This is a genomic window from Microvirga arsenatis (genome assembly GCF_009910705.1).
Taxonomy (GTDB): Bacteria; Pseudomonadota; Alphaproteobacteria; order Rhizobiales; family Beijerinckiaceae; genus Microvirga; species Microvirga arsenatis.
The window spans coordinates 41,086-56,560 of the sequence record NZ_JAAAXJ010000013.1; the positions used below are offsets into that span (position 1 = coordinate 41,086).

Here is a 15,475-nt window from a genome sequence, read left to right on the forward strand (position 1 = left end):
CCTATCGATCCGTGTTGATGATCGGCGCGGCGGGCGGGCGGCGGGCGGGCTGCCGCGGCTGGGGGGCGGGCTGCGGCTGCAGGGGTGCCGTCTCGACCGCGGGCGGGCGCGGCGCGGTGCCTCCGGCAGGCGCCATGATGTCGCCGGGCCGGGCCGGATCGTTGGGCCCGCGGGCCGCATCCTGGATCGGCGGCGGCTCCTCCGGCACCTCCTTGGGCTCGGCGATCACCTCGGTGCCGCCTTTGCAGTCCACGAGCCAGATGTCGTAGACCGGGTGCTCCAGGCCGTGCAGGCCGGGGCTTGCCGCGAACAGCCAGCCCGAGAACACCCGCTTGCTCTTGCCGTCCGCGCCCGGCTCGTCCACCTCGATGAAGGCGGTGGTGTTGGGCGTCTCCGTGGGCGGCTTGGTGAAGCAGACCCGCGCCGTCATCCGCAGGGCGCCGAACTGCACGGTCTCGTCCACCCCCACCTCGAACGACACGATTCGCCCGGTGATCTTGTCCAGACCCGAGAAGACCGCCGTCGGGTTCTTGATCCGGTCCGCGTGAGCGGCCCCGATGCTGCCGACGAGAGATGCGAGCACCAGGGCAGCCCGCGTCCAACCGAAATTCATCATACCGTTCAAGCCAAGTCCGATCTGGCGTTCCCATCCGGCCTCGCCTGGCCGGACCCTTTTCGTCCGGCACCGCGATAGCACGCGAACCATGATGGAAAAAGGGCAGCCGGGAAAGTCGGCGCAGGACCGCAGGAACAGCCCGGAAATCCAGGATCGGTCCGCTGCGCCTATGCATCCTTCCACCGTCGTGCAGAAAGCATGAGTCCCCGCCTATCCGGGACGAAGGCGCCGTTTGACAGCCCTGAAATACGTTGATATCAACTCATATACGGTGCCGAACAAGCAGAAGCGGCCTGTTCGAGGCAAGGGAGAATGGCGATGCCCTATGTGGATGGATTCGTGCTGGCCGTTCCGGCCGACAAGAAGGAGGTCTACCGCAAGCATGCGGCGGAGGCCGCGCCCCTGTTCAAGGAGTTCGGCGCAACCCGCATGGTCGAGTGCTGGGGCGACGACGTGCCCGACGGCAAGCTCACCGACTTCCGCCGGGCCGTGCAGGCCAAGGACAACGAGGTCGTTGTCTTCAGCTGGATCGAATATCCCTCCAAGGAAGTGCGCGACGCTGCCCAACAGAAGATCATGACCGATCCGCGCATGGAGGCGATGGGCAAAGAGATGCCCTTCGACGGCAAGCGCATGATCTTCGGCGGTTTTGCGCCGATCCTCGACGTCTAAGGAGTATTGCAATGGCCAATCGACACGGCGACTTCATCTGGTACGAGCTTCTGACGAACGATGCGGATGCGGCCGCGCGCTTCTACGGCGCAGTCATCGGCTGGCAGGGCCGAGCGGCGGAAGGCTCCGATCGGGGCTACCGGATCTTCGGCATCGGCGGCACGGATGTGGGCGGGTTCATGCCGCTTCCGGACGGCGCCGAGCGTGCGGGCATGCGCCCGACATGGCTCGGCTACATCGCGGTCGAGAATGTCGACGCAGCCGCCGCGGACATCGTGCGGGACGGCGGCGTTCAGCACATGCCGCCCACCGACATCCCCGGCGTCGGGCGTTTCGCCATGCTGACGGACCCGCAGGGGGTGATGTTCTACATCATGCGCGGCGCAATCGACGGAACGAGCACGTCGTTCGACCAGAGCAAGGTCGGCCACTGCAACTGGAACGAGCTCGCCACCACCGATCCGCAGGCCGCCCTCGCCTTCTACAGGGCACGTTTCGGCTGGGAGAAGGGCGACGCCATGCCCATGGGCGAGATGGGCGATTACCAGTTCATCGATCATGGCGGCCGGACCATCGGCGCCGTGATGAAGCGCACGCCGGATGGGCCGCCGCCTGCGTGGACCTTCTATTTCGGCGTCGAAAACATCGATACCGCGGCGCAGGCCGTGTCCGGCCATGGCGGCACGATCCATTACGGTCCGGCCGAAGTGCCGGGCGGGGTTTTCATCATCGTCGCCAGCGATCCGCAGGGGGCGATCTTCGGCCTCGTGGGGCCGCGCAAGGCCTGAAGACAGTGAAGCATCAGGCCGCTAAGCTCCCCCGGACCATCGTCTGAGGGAGCAAGCCTGCCATGAACGAAGCCCGGGCCATCGGTGATGCGGCTCGCCACCGGCTGGGGTTCCTGTCCCTGGCGGACACCCTTGCCCTCGCCCGCCGCGGGATCCTCATGCCCGATCCCGACACGGTCCTGATCTCGGCGGATGTGCAGGTCGGGGACGGAGCCGTGCTCTGGCCCGGGCTCATCCTTCAGGCCTCTGTCGGCGGGAGCATCGCCGTGGGGCATGGCACGAACCTCTTTCCGGGAACGCGGATCGTCGCCTCGGGCGGGACGGTGACGATCGGTGCGGAGGCCGAGATCGGCGAGGAAGGCGGCTTCACCGTCAAGGCCGGTGCGGGCGATCGCATCGCGATCGGCGACGGCGCCCGCCTGCTCGGCGGAGGCTCTCTCGCCCTGTCCAATCGAATCGGCCGCGGCGCCCAGATCCTGGGCCCGATCCGCTGCCGGAACTGTACTCTCGGCGATGGCGGCACGCACCGGCATCCGGAGCCTGACGAGCGCGGCGGGGTGCTGAAGGGCTCGGGCGTCGCGCAGGGAATCGCGGTTCCCCAGGGCCATGTGATCCAGGCCTTCGGCCTCTTCGCCGAGGCGGACATTCGGCGGCAATCCTATTTCCATCCCAAGGCCTGAGCGGAAACAAGCCGCTTGCCATCCCCGGCCCTATGGGTGCCGGAGATGACGCAAATCGCAGCCAGCCTTCAGGACCAGTCCTGCTCCAGCGGGTTGGGAGCGGGCTCCCTCATCGGATCCCCCTCCTTCGCGCGCTTCTCGAAATGCGCCGTGGAGCAGGCGTGCGAACAGAGAAGCCCCCGGTCCGACCAATAGGCCGGCCCGTTCTCGACTTGGCCGTAATGATAGCCGAAGTCCGGGTGGCCGTAGGGCAGCCCGCACTCGATGCAGGCGCGGGGTTGGGTCCTTTTCAGCATCGGGGGTCTACGAGGCCCTCAGCGGCCTCACTCCCCCGGCGTCCACGGCACGTAGTCGCCGGTGGCGGCGGGGCGCTGGCCGGTGGAGAGGTGAGACCCCTGCGGGCGATAGGCCTGAGTCGTGCCGGTCATGTTCGGCACATAGGGCTTCTCCCACGGGCGCGGCTGGTAGGCTTCCTCGCTCGGGGGCACGTCGCCGTTGTGGCACAGCCAGGCGCGCCAGCCGGGCGGCACCTTCGAGGCGTCGGCCTCGCCGTTGTAGATCACCCAGCGGCGCTCGGCGCCCACGTTGGAATCGATCGCCTCGGCCTGGACATGACGGTAGTAGCGGTTGCCGAACTCGTCCGTGCCCACGAACTGCCCCTTGCGCCAGGTGAAGAAGCGCGTGCCGAGGGTCTGACCGTTCCACCAGGTGAAGAACTGGACCAAATAATCTTTCATGCTGCTGCCGCCGGAGGGGTTCGTGAAGTTGCGCGGAATATGGCCGCTGAGTTCTGTGAAGTCCAGCCTTCCGAGTCGCGAAAAGCCTTGGGTGATTCTCCGATTCACCCCTCCCCCGGCGGCGCCGGCGAAATCTCCCGCATTCGGGCCATTTCGGGTCTGAACGGAGGCTCGACCGGCCCTCTGAAGCCCTCACCTGGGATCGATGCGCCGGCACAACATTCACCCGCCGTTAAGCATGACTCCAGGTGGGGCCCTGAGCCGGCGAAGCTTGGCCATTGAAAAATCCGCAGATGGATTCTCGGAGGAGTCTCCGAGGCTTAGCCGGGGGGTCGATTGTTATCCACAATTCTCACAGCTACACACAATATGTAGTTCGGAACCCTTCAGGCTGACACAAGTTCTTGACGTGAGGCTCGCAACACGACTAGCTTGCCGGGGTACCGACCAGAGACCGGCGGCCGACCTGAAAGGGCCGGTTGAACCCTCCCCAGAGTAAGCGTCAGAGCCCGCGGCAATGCTGTTGCCGCGCGACCTGTGGCGCCCGGAGGAGGCCGTAACTCAGGCGTGTTGCGTGTGGCGGTCCGACAAGAACGGACCGTTGGGGCGTCGAACAATAATGTGGGCTGATGAGCTGCGGGGCAAATCGCGGCCACGGGGACGTTTTGTCTCCCGAAAATGGGAAAACGACTATGCGGATCGAGCGGCGTTATACGAAGTCTGGGCAATCGCCTTATTCCTCCCTCGCCTTCCGGCTCGCCACGAGCGAGATCCGCAATCCGGACGGCTCGGTGGTCTTCAAGCTGGAGAACATCGAGGTGCCGGAGACCTGGAGCCAGGTGGCCTCCGACGTTCTGGCCCAGAAGTACTTCCGCAAGGCCGGCGTGCCCGCCCGCCTGAAGAAGGTGGAGGAGAACGACGTCCCGTCCTGGCTGTGGCGCTCCGTGCCCGACGAGGCCGAGCTGGCCAAGCTGCCTGAGGATCAGCGCTTCGGCTCCGAGATTTCCTCCAAGCAGGTCTTCGACCGGCTCGCCGGCTGCTGGACCTATTGGGGCTGGAAGGGCGGCTACTTCTCCTCCGAGGAGGACGCCCAGGCCTTCTACGACGAGCTGCGCTACATGCTCGCCAACCAGATGGTGGCGCCCAACTCCCCGCAATGGTTCAACACCGGCCTGCACTGGGCCTACGGCATCGACGGCCCCGGCCAGGGCCACTATTACGTGGACTACAAGACCGGCAAGCTGACCAAGTCCAAGTCGGCCTACGAGCACCCGCAGCCCCATGCCTGCTTCATCCAGGGCGTCGAGGACGACCTGGTGAACGAGGGCGGCATCATGGACCTGTGGGTCCGCGAGGCGCGCCTGTTCAAGTACGGCTCCGGCACCGGCTCCAACTTCTCCAAGCTGCGCGGCGAGGGCGAGAAGCTCTCCGGCGGCGGCCGCTCGTCCGGCCTCATGAGCTTCCTCAAGATCGGCGACCGGGCCGCCGGCGCGATCAAGTCGGGCGGCACCACCCGCCGCGCCGCCAAGATGGTGGTGGTCGACGTCGATCACCCGGACATCGAGGCCTATATCGACTGGAAGGTGAAGGAGGAGCAGAAGGTCGCCGCCCTCGTCACCGGCTCCAAGCTCGCCGCCAAGCACCTCAAGGCGATCATGAAGGCCTGCGTGAACTGCGAGGCCGAGGGCGATGCCTGCTTCGATCCGGAGAAGAACCCGGCCCTGAAGAAGGAGATCAAGCTCGCCCGCCGGGTCCAGATCCCGGACAACTACATCAAGCGCGTCATCCAGTTCGCGCGTCAGGGCTACACGGAGATCGACTTCCCGGTCTACGACACCGACTGGGATTCGGAGGCCTACCTCACCGTCTCCGGCCAGAACTCCAACAACTCCGTCTCGCTCACCGACGACTTCCTGCGCGCGGTGGAGAACGACGCCGACTGGCACCTCACCGCCCGCAAGGACGGCAAGGTGGTGAAGACCCTCAAGGCCCGCGACCTGTGGGAGCAGATCGGCTACGCCGCCTGGGCCTCCGCCGATCCGGGGCTGCACTTCAACACCACCATGAACGACTGGCACACCAGCCCTGCCGGTGGCCGCATCCGGGCGTCGAATCCCTGCTCGGAATACATGTTCCTGGACGACACGGCCTGCAACCTGGCCTCGGCCAACCTGCTGCAGTTCTACGACCGCCAGACCAAGGCCTTCGACGCGGATTCCTTCGAGCATGCCTGCCGCCTCTGGACGGTGGTGCTCGAGATCTCCGTGATGATGGCGCAGTTCCCGTCCAGGGAGATCGCGCAGCTCTCCTACGAGTACCGCACGCTGGGCCTCGGCTTCGCGAACATCGGCGGCCTGCTCATGACCATGGGCCTTCCTTATGATTCGGCGGAAGGCCGCTCGCTCTGCGGCGCGATCACGGCGATCATGACCGGCGTGTCCTATGCCACCTCCGCCGAGATGGCGGGCGAGCTCGGGCCCTTCCCGAACTACAAGGCCAACGCCAAGCACATGCTGCGCGTGATCCGCAACCATCGCCGCGCGGCGCATGGCGAGGCTCAGGGCTACGAGGGCCTCTCGGTCAACCCGGTCCCGCTCGATCACGCCTCCTGCCCCGACGCCAACCTGATCGCCCATGCCAAGCGCGCCTGGGACCAGGCCCTCGAGCTCGGCGAGAAGAACGGCTACCGCAACGCGCAGGCCACCGTGATCGCGCCCACCGGCACGATCGGCCTCGTGATGGATTGCGACACCACCGGCATCGAGCCCGACTTCGCCCTGGTGAAGTTCAAGAAGCTCGCCGGCGGCGGCTACTTCAAGATCATCAACCGGGCCGTGCCCGATGCCCTGCGCGCGCTCGGCTACCGCGAATCCGAGATCGCCGAGATCGAGGCCTATGCGGTCGGCCACGGCTCCATGAAGCAGGCCCCCGCCATCAATCCCGGCTCCCTGCGCGCCAAGGGTTTTTCGGACGACAAGATCGACGCGGTGGAAAAGGGCCTGAAATCGGCCTTCGACATCAAGTTCGTCTTCAACCGCTGGACGCTCGGCGAGGATTTTCTGACCGGCACGCTGAAGGTGCCGGCGGACAGGCTCAACGACCCGTCCTTCGACCTGCTCTCCTTCCTCGGCTTCTCGAAGGCCGAGATCGAGGCCGCGAACATCCACATCTGCGGTGCGATGACCTTGGAGGGCGCGCCGCACCTGAAGAAGGAGCACTACCCGGTCTTCGACTGCGCCAACCCCTGCGGCAAGATCGGCAAGCGCTACCTCTCGGTGGAGAGCCACATCCGCATGATGGCGGCGGCGCAGCCCTTCATCTCGGGCGCGATCTCCAAGACCATCAACATGCCCAACGACGCCACCGTCGAGGATTGCAAGAACGCCTACATGCTGTCCTGGAAGCTGGCGCTGAAGGCCAACGCCCTCTACCGCGACGGCTCCAAGCTCTCGCAGCCGCTGAACTCCGCCCTCATCGCCGATGAGGAGGACGATGCGGAGGAGGCCGTGGAGGCGCTGAGCCAGCTCCCCGCCGCCGCCAAGGCCGCGCATGTGTCGGAAAAGATCGTCGAGAAGGTGATCGAGCGCGTGGTCGCCATCCGCGACCGCGAGAAGATGCCCGACCGCCGCAAGGGCTACACCCAGAAGGCTGTGGTCGGCGGCCACAAGGTGTACCTGCGCACCGGCGAATACGACGACGGACGCCTCGGCGAGATCTTCATCGACATGCACAAGGAAGGCGCCGCCTTCCGGGCCATGATGAACAACTTCGCCATCGCGATCTCGCTGGGCCTGCAATACGGCGTGCCGCTGGAGGAATACGTGGAGGCCTTCACCTTCACGCGCTTCGAGCCCGCCGGCTTCGTCCAGGGCAACGAGCGCATCAAGTCCGCCACCTCGATCCTCGACTACGTGTTCCGCGAGCTCGCCGTGTCCTATCTCGGCCGCAACGACCTCGCCCACGTGGACCCGTCGGAAGTGGGCCCCACCACCATCGGCAAGGGCGAGGACCAGTCGAAGGCGCCGGAGCCCGCCCCCGCCGCGGCGATCGTCTCCCGCGGCTTCGTGCGCGGCAATTCCGACCGCCTCATGCTCATCCCCGGCGGTGCCAGCGGCACAGGCGTGACTCAGCGGACGACCGGCATGACGGTCGGCGCGAACGCCCTCAAGGGCGAGCTTGCCTCACCTGCGGTGCAGGAGAAGCCGGTCGGCGAAGCCGAGATGTCCAAGCTCGCCTTCACGGCCCCCTCCGTCGCCGACCGGCGCGCCGAGGCCAAGATGAAGGGCTATGTCGGCGAAGCCTGCCCCGAATGCGCCAACTTCACCCTGGTGCGGAACGGGACGTGCTTGAAGTGCGATACCTGCGGCAGCACGACGGGGTGCTCGTAAGAACTTAGTGCGGGTTCCAGCGTGGAACCGGTAAGGCTAAGTTCATCTAGTCATATCAACAATCAGAGCGTCCCCTAGGGGACGCTCTTTTTACATCGAAAACTGTAAAACTATCTCTTGAAGCACACCACATCCTATGGCTGTATAATACAACCAAGGCAAATTCTAACAGTTGACTATTACGGCGCACGAGGCAGAAAATGGCACATACGATTCAACGCTTGACTATGTATGCGTTGATCTCTGCATTGGAGCGCGATCTTAGGGATTTCCTAGCACTTCATGTGGCCCCTCTTGTCCCTCCCGATAAACTCCTTCCGGATACGGTTAAGAAGAAGGCAGAGGAACGGTATCTCAAAGACAATCCGGATGGGCTATCAAATCTAGACGATCTATTAGAATATCTTGATTTAGGAGAGGAAATCCAGGCAATTCGAGCCAATGATGGTCGGCTTGATGACTTAACTAGATCATACATAAAGAGATATTACTTAGCGTTGGAAGGCATAATACCAACCCGCAACAGGGTGATGCATTCCCGCCCATTAGAATTTGACGATCACACACGCTTAACTGATCTCGCGTCAGAGTTAATCAAGTCACACAGAGCTCTTTGGGCAAATCTGCGTACAACACGACGCGAGTTAGAGCGCAATCCAGAATTTGTCACTGCTTTAACAATTCCAGATACAGTTGATGAAAATACAAAGATTCTGCACAATCTCCCGCAAGTTGAGTTTGACGATACTGGATTTGTAGGACGAGAGAAAGAACTTAATGAGTTGAAGAGAGCCTTGCTGGGCTCTTACCCTATAATTACAGTAATCGGGGAAGGTGGATTAGGGAAAACGGCCTTAGCCTTAAAGGCATGTTATGATTTGCTCGACGATAATGAAGCCGGCCTCGATGCTATTGTTTGGACAACAGCAAAGACAACTAAGCTCACGCTTAACGAAATTGAGGTTATAGAGGGAGCAATCTCATCGTCGCTCGGGATCATCGAAAGTGCCACCTCCCTTCTCGGAAGGCAGAGTGAAACGTCTGCAATTGATGACCTAATAATGCACCTAGAGAATAATAAGATTCTCTTAGTTATCGACAATCTCGAAACAGTTATAGATCAAAACATCCGAGAGCTCGTCAGACGGGTGCCGCAAGGCAGCCGAATTATGTTTACGACTCGCATTGGCCTTGGGGCGTTTGATTTTCCAATTCCACTCTCTCCTTTGAACAAGAAGGAAGCCGCATTTTACTTCCGAAGGACAGCTCGTGTTTGGGGCGCGGCGGATATGGCCTCCGCCCAACCTAATGTCGTCGAGGGCTATTGTGAGCGTTTGCAGCACAATCCTCTATTTATCAAGTGGTTCATTCAAAGCGTTCGTGCAGGCAAGAGACCAACAACTCTAACAAGCGATCCTACTGTTCTTCTGCAATTCTGCTTACAGAATGTTTTCAACTCTCTTTCAGTCGAAGCGCGGACAGTAGCTAGTACGCTCGCAGGTGTGAATGGCCCACAGACGGTTGCGAGCTTGGCATTTTTTACTGACTTAGACAGCATAAAAATTCAGAGCGCGCTTTCTGTGCTTATTACGTCGAACTTGGTCTCTGCAGAGCGCGGTAGGAGTTCGGAAGATGAGGACCGATATCTCCTAAGCCCTCTCGCGAGGATGTACATACAGAAGATTATCCGCCCCTCCATTGAAGAACAAAGAAGACTTATTGCGAAACAGAATGCTCTAAGATCTGCTCAGGAAGAGTTCACCGCAAAGGCAGGTGCAGACATATTTGACATAAATAATGTCTATGTACGAGATAAAGATGACTACATCGTAGCTAAAATCCTCACACGTGCGATTGAAAGTATCTTCAAAGGATCTCTTTCAGACGCCGAGGAACAGATTAGGAAGGCAAATGATCTTTCACCAAACTATTTTGAGGTTCATCGGGTTGCTGCGATGCTCCATATTGCGCAAGAGGACATTTTTTCTGCAGAAGCTGAATACGAAGCTGCTGTATCCCTTGCTTCGGAACGAGCAGCACTACGTGTATGGTTTGCGGGATTCATCTCACGCCACTTAGGCGATCAAGAGCGAGCACTAGAACAGTTATTGAAGGCAGAGGAACTTGCTCCGAACTCGGCATACGTGAAGATCGAGTGTGCGAGGGTACTTCAATATTTAAGGAAACTTGATGAGGCAGAGAAACGACTCCGAGCCATACAGGATATTGACCAGTTACCATCGCGCATGCGGAGAGTTCACCTCGATCTATGCATCCAAAATGAATTTCGTAGAGCGGAGATCTATGCATCTCAACAGGAATACCTGGCAGCATTACAGTCGCTAGAGCAGGCTAAGCAGATACTCGACGGCGCCCCCAGCGCACTCGTCGATCATCGCACGGCCAAGAACATTGAGCGTGCGAGGCGGCGACAAATCCCGGCACTAGAACGAGCATTCAAAGGTCTGCCTGAATACTCACGTCTTACCGACATTGTGCGATGGATGTTGGATGCAGGCAGAGCGCTGGATCCAATTCAAACCGTTGGCGATGAGGTGAGTGCTTCTGAGCTTAGTAGCGCTGACGCAGCAAATAGTCTTCCCAACCGTGGTCGCCTGAGTCAACTCCATAAGAATTACGGCTTCGTGGATACTGGCGGAACTCGCTTGTACTTCAATCGTGCGGCCTGGATGGGCGAATCAAATTTCTTCACAGTGGAAGAGGGCACAATTGTCGAGTTTGATATTGGTACCAGTGATAGGGGACCATGTGCAGTCAATGTCCGACCTATCCAAGAAGAAGTCGCATCCAAAAATGAGACTGGGTCCAAATATGTGCAAGGCCAAGTGCTTACTGGTTCCATAAAATCGCTGCAACCAAAATTCGGCTTTATCCGACTAGATGATGGGAATGATCTTTTCTTTCATCACTCAAACTGCACCTCAGGAACTAAATTTAAAAAACTCCAAATCGGAGAAAGAGTTAGGTGCAAGTTTGTTTATGGACATGGCAATCGTCCATCGGGAACAGAGGTAGAGCTGTACTCTGGTCTGTAGCCGTGATGACTCACATCTATTGAGACGCGCTTCCGCGTAACAAGATTAACAGCAACCATGCAGATCCCAACAACCGCCTCACCCCAACAACCACCCTCCCCCTCCCACCAGATCGACGCGCATATCCAGCACCTGAACGACTGGCGCGGCGAGGCGCTGGCGCGGGTGCGGGCGCTCATCCGGCAGGCTGTGCCCGATGTGGTCGAGGCGGTGAAGTGGCGTGGGGTTCCGGTGTGGGAGAAGGCCGGGATCCTCTGCACCGGCGAGACCTACAAGAGCGTCGTGAAGCTGACCTTTCCGAAGGGCGCCGCGCTCGACGACCCGTCCCGCCTCTTCAACGCCAGCCTCGAGGGCAACGTGCGCCGCGCCATCGACATCCATGAGGGCGAGGCGCTCGACGGGGAGGCCTTCAAGGCGCTGATCCTGGCCGCCGCTGCCCTGAACGCATCCTCGACCACCAAGCGGCCGAAGAGCGCCCCGGCCCGCACCGGTGCCTGAGCGCCAGGCGGATCAGGGCGAGCGCCCTCCCCGCGCAGGCTCAAAGGAACGCGGGATTTGTCCCACAATGCTCCGGCAAAGTCGGCCTTGAGGATAATCGTATCTTTCCGGCTCCCATGCGCGCATAGTGATGGCAACCCAGGAGGGTGCCATGATGGCGAGGATCAAGTCCTACATCTCCTATGAGAACGAAGCGCTTGCAGTGTCCGGTTTGGCATTCCTGTTCTGCACAGGCGTGATCCTGGGCTTCCTCTGATGTTTTCCCAGTCCCTCTACGCCGTCCTGCTGATCGCTATGGTTCTGGCGGTCTATGTTCTGATGATCAGGAGTCGTTGAGGCATCGCACCTCGAGCGTGGATCGCCCTCCTGTCGTCCAAAGATGTGGATGGCCGGGACTGATCCCCAGTTCAGGTCCGGGGACGGCCATGACACGGTGCGGCCGAGTGCGCGTTCTCACTTTGTTCTTGACTTCTGTCCTAAGCTCGGCTATATCGTTGTCTATCCCCGCCCGACGAGGGGCGCGCTCGCGAGGCGTCGCAAGAACGGGGCGGAGAGCGGTCCCGCCGCAGGCCTCGCAAGCCTGTGATCGCGGGTGGCCGATCCTGGCTTGCTCCAGGTCCGCTGAAACAAACCGCGTGTGATGAGCAGTTCGGCTCTCACTTTCACCAACAGACATCGAGCCGGGCTGCACGACACGCCACCCTCGATTGCCTTCAAGCCCAGGGCCAGACCGGCCCTGGGGCCGAAGGCCCATGCCTTCGTTCGTTCCCGAATCCCTTTCATTGATCCATTGCCCGACGTTTCATGAGGAGATCACAGTGCATCCCATCCGGCAGGCCCCTGCCCGCACAGCGAAAACGCAGCCGGACCTGTTCCGGTCCGGCTGCGGCGAAGGGCAGGCTCGGCAATCAGGCGGCCTTCACGTCCTGCAGGAAGACCGAGACCTCGCGGGTGAGGTCGTTGGAGTTGTGCGCCAGTTCCTGGGCCGCGCTGAGAACCTGGGATGCGGCCGCTCCGGTCTCGCCCGCCCCCTGCTGCACGCCCTGGATGCTGCCGGTGACCGCATCCGTGCCCCGGGCGGCCTGCTGCACGTTGCGGGCGATTTCGGCCGTCGCCGCCCCCTGCTCTTCCATGGCCGCCGCAATGGAGGTGGAGATCTGCGACATCTCGGCGATGGTCCGGCCGATCTCCTGGATGGCGGAGACCGTCTGCTGGGTCGCCTGCTGCACGGAGGCGATCTGCTGCGAAATCTCCTCGGTGGCCCTGGCCGTCTGCGTGGCCAGCTCCTTCACCTCGGAGGCCACGACCGCGAAGCCCTTGCCGGCTTCCCCGGCGCGGGCGGCCTCGATGGTGGCGTTGAGGGCGAGAAGATTGGTCTGGCCGGCGATCGTGCTGATCAGCTGCACCACGTTGCCGATCCTCTCGGCGCTGGCCGCAAGGTCCTGCACCGTGGTGGTGGTCTTGCGCGTATCCACCACCGCCCGCTCGGCGATCACCGAGGACTGGCTCACCTGCGATGCGATCTCCCGAATGGAGATCGACAATTCCTCGGTGGCGGCGGCGACCGTCTGTACGTTGGCCGAGGCCTGCTGGGCGGCCGAGGACACGGTGAGGGATTGCTCGGTGGTGTCGTTCGCCACATGGCTCATGGTCTGCGCCGTGGCCTCCATCTCCGTGGCGGCCGCCGACAGGGCGCGGGTCAGGGCAGAGACGTTCGTCTCGAAGCGCTGCGTCAACCGGTCGAGCATCTCGGCCCGCCGCGACTTGGCGTCGGCCTCGCGCGCCGCCTGCTCGTCGGCGGCCATTTTCGCGATCATGGCGTCCTTGAAGACCTGCACGGCCCGGGCCATCGTGCCCACCTCGTCCCGGCGCTCCTGCCCCGAGACCGCGACCGAGACGTCGTCCTGGGAGAGGCGCGCCATCGTGTCGCTCAAGCCGAGGATCGGCCTCGACACGGCCCGTCCGATGATCCAGGCGAGAGCGACGACGAGCGCCAGGGCCAGGCCGATTGCGATCCACATGGTCCGGGTCGTGGAGGCCACGGCCTCCTGCATCCCGGCCTTGGCGCGGGCATATCCGTCGGCTGCCGCCGAGAGAATGGCCGAGACCGCCGGATCGACCTTGGCATAGGCCGTCGAAAGCGCCTTCGTCTCGTTCCCGAGCTCGGAGGCGGCGGCCATGTAATCGGCAAAATCCTTCTGGTAGGCCGCCATGAGGCGCCTGATCTCGCCCTGGGCCGCCGGGGCGACGAGGGACGAGGACAGGGCCGTCGAGAACTCGTCCACCCGCTTCCTCATGTCCTCGCCGTATTTGGCGTCGAGGCGCAGCATGAAATCCTTTTCGTGGCGCCGCATCATGAGGATCAGATTGGTCAGGCGCGGATCGCCGGCATCGGCGAGCTTTGCTTCCACCGCCCGCACGGAGCCGCGCAAGGTGCCCTGCAGGCCGGAATTCTCGTCGAGACCGAGCTTCTTCTGAACGGAGACGAGGTTGCCGAAGCTGGCGCGGTACGCGGCAAAACCCTCCCGCAGGATCGCCACCTGGCCGGATAGGCCGGCGAGTTCAGGGAAGCTCGCCATGAGGCCGTCGAACTTCGCCAGCTGCTTCTCGAAGGCCTGCGTCAGCTCGCCATGGCGCTGAACGTATTTCTCCTCCCGGCGAAGCAGAAAGTCCTTCTCGGCACGGCGCATTTCGAGCAGTTCGGCATTGGCGACATTCGCGAGATGCTCGAGCTGTTCGGCGGCGCCCAGCGATCTTTCATATTCGGAAAGCGTCTTCTGGGCGGTGAAGTAGATCGCACCGATAGCCAGCATACCGGTCGAAGCGGCAATTCCGATCAGCCCTATCTGGAACGTAAGGCTGATCCTCGTCAGAAACGATCCCATTTTTCCCCCCGATGTTCCACCTGCATTGTCTTTCATTGTTGCAGGCCCATGACGACGGAGCGCCAGACCATGCTGGATACGATCGTCATTCGGCTAAATATTCGAACATCTTATCTAACGTTAAGTAAACTTGCTGCGGAGACGAGAATTTTTCTTGCCGCCCGGCTCGAAGGAACTCCAATCTTTCATCCGGCGGTCCCTGGACGGCCCCTCACCCCCTGGAGCAGCCGAGACGAATCCGGGAAAACGTCATTGCAGAATACCATCGTAAGTTGCAATATGGCCTCGCTGGAAAACACGATCCGGGGGCTCCACCCATGAAAGCGCTGCTCACCGTCGTCCTGACGGCTCTTCTTGCCACCTCCGCCCTTGCCCATGGGGGCGGGCTCGACAAGAACGGCTGCCACACCAACCGCAAGACCGGCGACCGGCACTGCCACCGCTGACCCTTGTCCTAGGGAGCGGACGGAATTCACTGTTACGCTGGAACGCTCATGGCGAACTCACGTTGGATCTCCAACCTGACATTCCCTTGAGGAGGTTCGAATGCGTTTCGCGAAAACCGGCCTGATGGCCGCGGCTCTGGTTGTCGGCTTCGGCACGGCGGCTTCCGCCCAGTCGGTGGAGATCCGCTCCCGCACCGTGGCTCCCGGCCACATGATGCACGATGACGACGAGGTGAGTTCCACCCGCGTGATCCGCCGTTCCGGCACCGTGGAGCGCCGCATCGTGCGCGAGCCGTCCACCACGGCCACCATCACCACCCGCCGCGGCGCGTCCTATTACGCTCCCGGCCAGGTGAAGAAGCGCGTGACGGTGCGGTCCGCCCGCGACTACGCCCCCGGCCGCATGATGATGGATGACGACGACACCACGACCACGACCACCGTGCGCCGCCGGGTGCGCACCCTCGACTAAGCACCGACCAAACCCGGACGCGCGAGGCAGGGCGAAAGCCCTGCCTTTTTTGTCGGGCCGGCACGCCGCCTCAGCCGAGGGATAATGTTCTTATTTTGTTCTTGACTTCGGCTGCAAGCTCGGCTATATCGTTGTCTTAGATCTGCTCCTGTCGAGGGGCGCGCTCGCGAGGCGTCGCAGTGTGGGAGCAGGCACGGTCCCGCCGCAGGGCTCGCACCCCTGTGGTCGCGGGAGGCC

Annotated in this window: 12 protein-coding genes; 8 read left to right on the forward strand and 4 right to left on the reverse strand. The window is 61.9% G+C overall.

Annotated features, from left to right (window positions below):
* Position 1: 1 nt before the first annotated feature.
* On the reverse strand, positions 2 to 613 hold the full coding sequence (locus GR303_RS18830; protein WP_161747595.1) for a DUF2155 domain-containing protein: 612 nt from the start codon (positions 611 to 613) through the stop codon (positions 2 to 4).
* A 321-nt stretch (positions 614 to 934) separates the two neighbouring features.
* Between GR303_RS18830 and GR303_RS18835 the strand changes: the two genes are divergently transcribed.
* The 3 genes from GR303_RS18835 to GR303_RS18845 all read left to right on the forward strand — a co-directional run bounded on the left by GR303_RS18835 (position 935) and on the right by GR303_RS18845 (position 2,756).
* Positions 935 to 1,288, forward strand: a complete 354-nt coding sequence (locus GR303_RS18835; RefSeq protein WP_161726096.1) for a DUF1428 domain-containing protein — start codon at positions 935 to 937, stop codon at positions 1,286 to 1,288.
* A gap of 11 nt (positions 1,289 to 1,299) precedes the next feature.
* Positions 1,300 to 2,076: a VOC family protein gene (locus GR303_RS18840; RefSeq protein WP_161726037.1), complete on the forward strand. Its 777-nt coding sequence runs from the start codon at positions 1,300 to 1,302 to the stop codon at positions 2,074 to 2,076.
* Positions 2,077 to 2,138: 62 nt separating this feature from the next.
* On the forward strand, positions 2,139 to 2,756 hold the full coding sequence (locus GR303_RS18845) for a hypothetical protein (protein ID WP_161726038.1): 618 nt from the start codon (positions 2,139 to 2,141) through the stop codon (positions 2,754 to 2,756).
* A 68-nt stretch (positions 2,757 to 2,824) separates the two neighbouring features.
* Here the strand turns inward: GR303_RS18845 and GR303_RS18850 are convergent, their stop codons facing one another.
* The gene (locus tag GR303_RS18850) at positions 2,825 to 3,052 is read right to left on the reverse strand and encodes a hypothetical protein (RefSeq protein WP_161726039.1); all 228 of its coding nucleotides are present in this window, start codon (positions 3,050 to 3,052) and stop codon (positions 2,825 to 2,827) included.
* Between the two features lie 27 nt (positions 3,053 to 3,079).
* On the reverse strand, positions 3,080 to 3,493 hold the full coding sequence (locus tag GR303_RS18855; RefSeq protein WP_161726040.1) for an NADH:ubiquinone oxidoreductase subunit NDUFA12: 414 nt from the start codon (positions 3,491 to 3,493) through the stop codon (positions 3,080 to 3,082).
* 692 nt (positions 3,494 to 4,185) lie between these two features.
* On the opposite strand from GR303_RS18855, the gene GR303_RS18860 reads away from it, so the two are divergent.
* The 3 genes from GR303_RS18860 (at position 4,186) to GR303_RS18870 (ending at position 11,435) form a co-directional block, all read left to right on the forward strand.
* On the forward strand, positions 4,186 to 7,881 hold the full coding sequence (locus tag GR303_RS18860; protein WP_161726041.1) for a vitamin B12-dependent ribonucleotide reductase: 3,696 nt from the start codon (positions 4,186 to 4,188) through the stop codon (positions 7,879 to 7,881).
* 200 nt (positions 7,882 to 8,081) lie between these two features.
* Positions 8,082 to 10,937: a cold shock domain-containing protein gene (locus GR303_RS18865; protein WP_161726042.1), complete on the forward strand. Its 2,856-nt coding sequence runs from the start codon at positions 8,082 to 8,084 to the stop codon at positions 10,935 to 10,937.
* A gap of 57 nt (positions 10,938 to 10,994) precedes the next feature.
* Positions 10,995 to 11,435 carry a DUF1801 domain-containing protein gene (locus GR303_RS18870; RefSeq protein WP_161726043.1) on the forward strand — a complete coding sequence of 147 codons (441 nt, stop codon included), beginning with the start codon at positions 10,995 to 10,997 and terminating at the stop codon, positions 11,433 to 11,435.
* A 908-nt stretch (positions 11,436 to 12,343) separates the two neighbouring features.
* On the opposite strand, the gene GR303_RS18875 is transcribed toward GR303_RS18870, so the two are convergent.
* Positions 12,344 to 14,320 (reverse strand): methyl-accepting chemotaxis protein, encoded by a 1,977-nt coding sequence (locus GR303_RS18875; protein ID WP_161726044.1) that lies wholly within the window; start codon positions 14,318 to 14,320, stop codon positions 12,344 to 12,346.
* A gap of 317 nt (positions 14,321 to 14,637) precedes the next feature.
* Here GR303_RS18875 and GR303_RS18880 point away from each other — a divergent pair, with 317 nt between their 5' ends.
* On the forward strand, positions 14,638 to 14,766 hold the full coding sequence (locus GR303_RS18880; protein ID WP_161726045.1) for a YHYH domain-containing protein: 129 nt from the start codon (positions 14,638 to 14,640) through the stop codon (positions 14,764 to 14,766).
* A 100-nt stretch (positions 14,767 to 14,866) separates the two neighbouring features.
* Entirely contained in the window at positions 14,867 to 15,238 is a 372-nt protein-coding gene (locus GR303_RS18885; protein ID WP_161726046.1) for a hypothetical protein, read from the forward strand.
* The last annotated feature ends 237 nt before the right edge of the window (positions 15,239 to 15,475 follow it).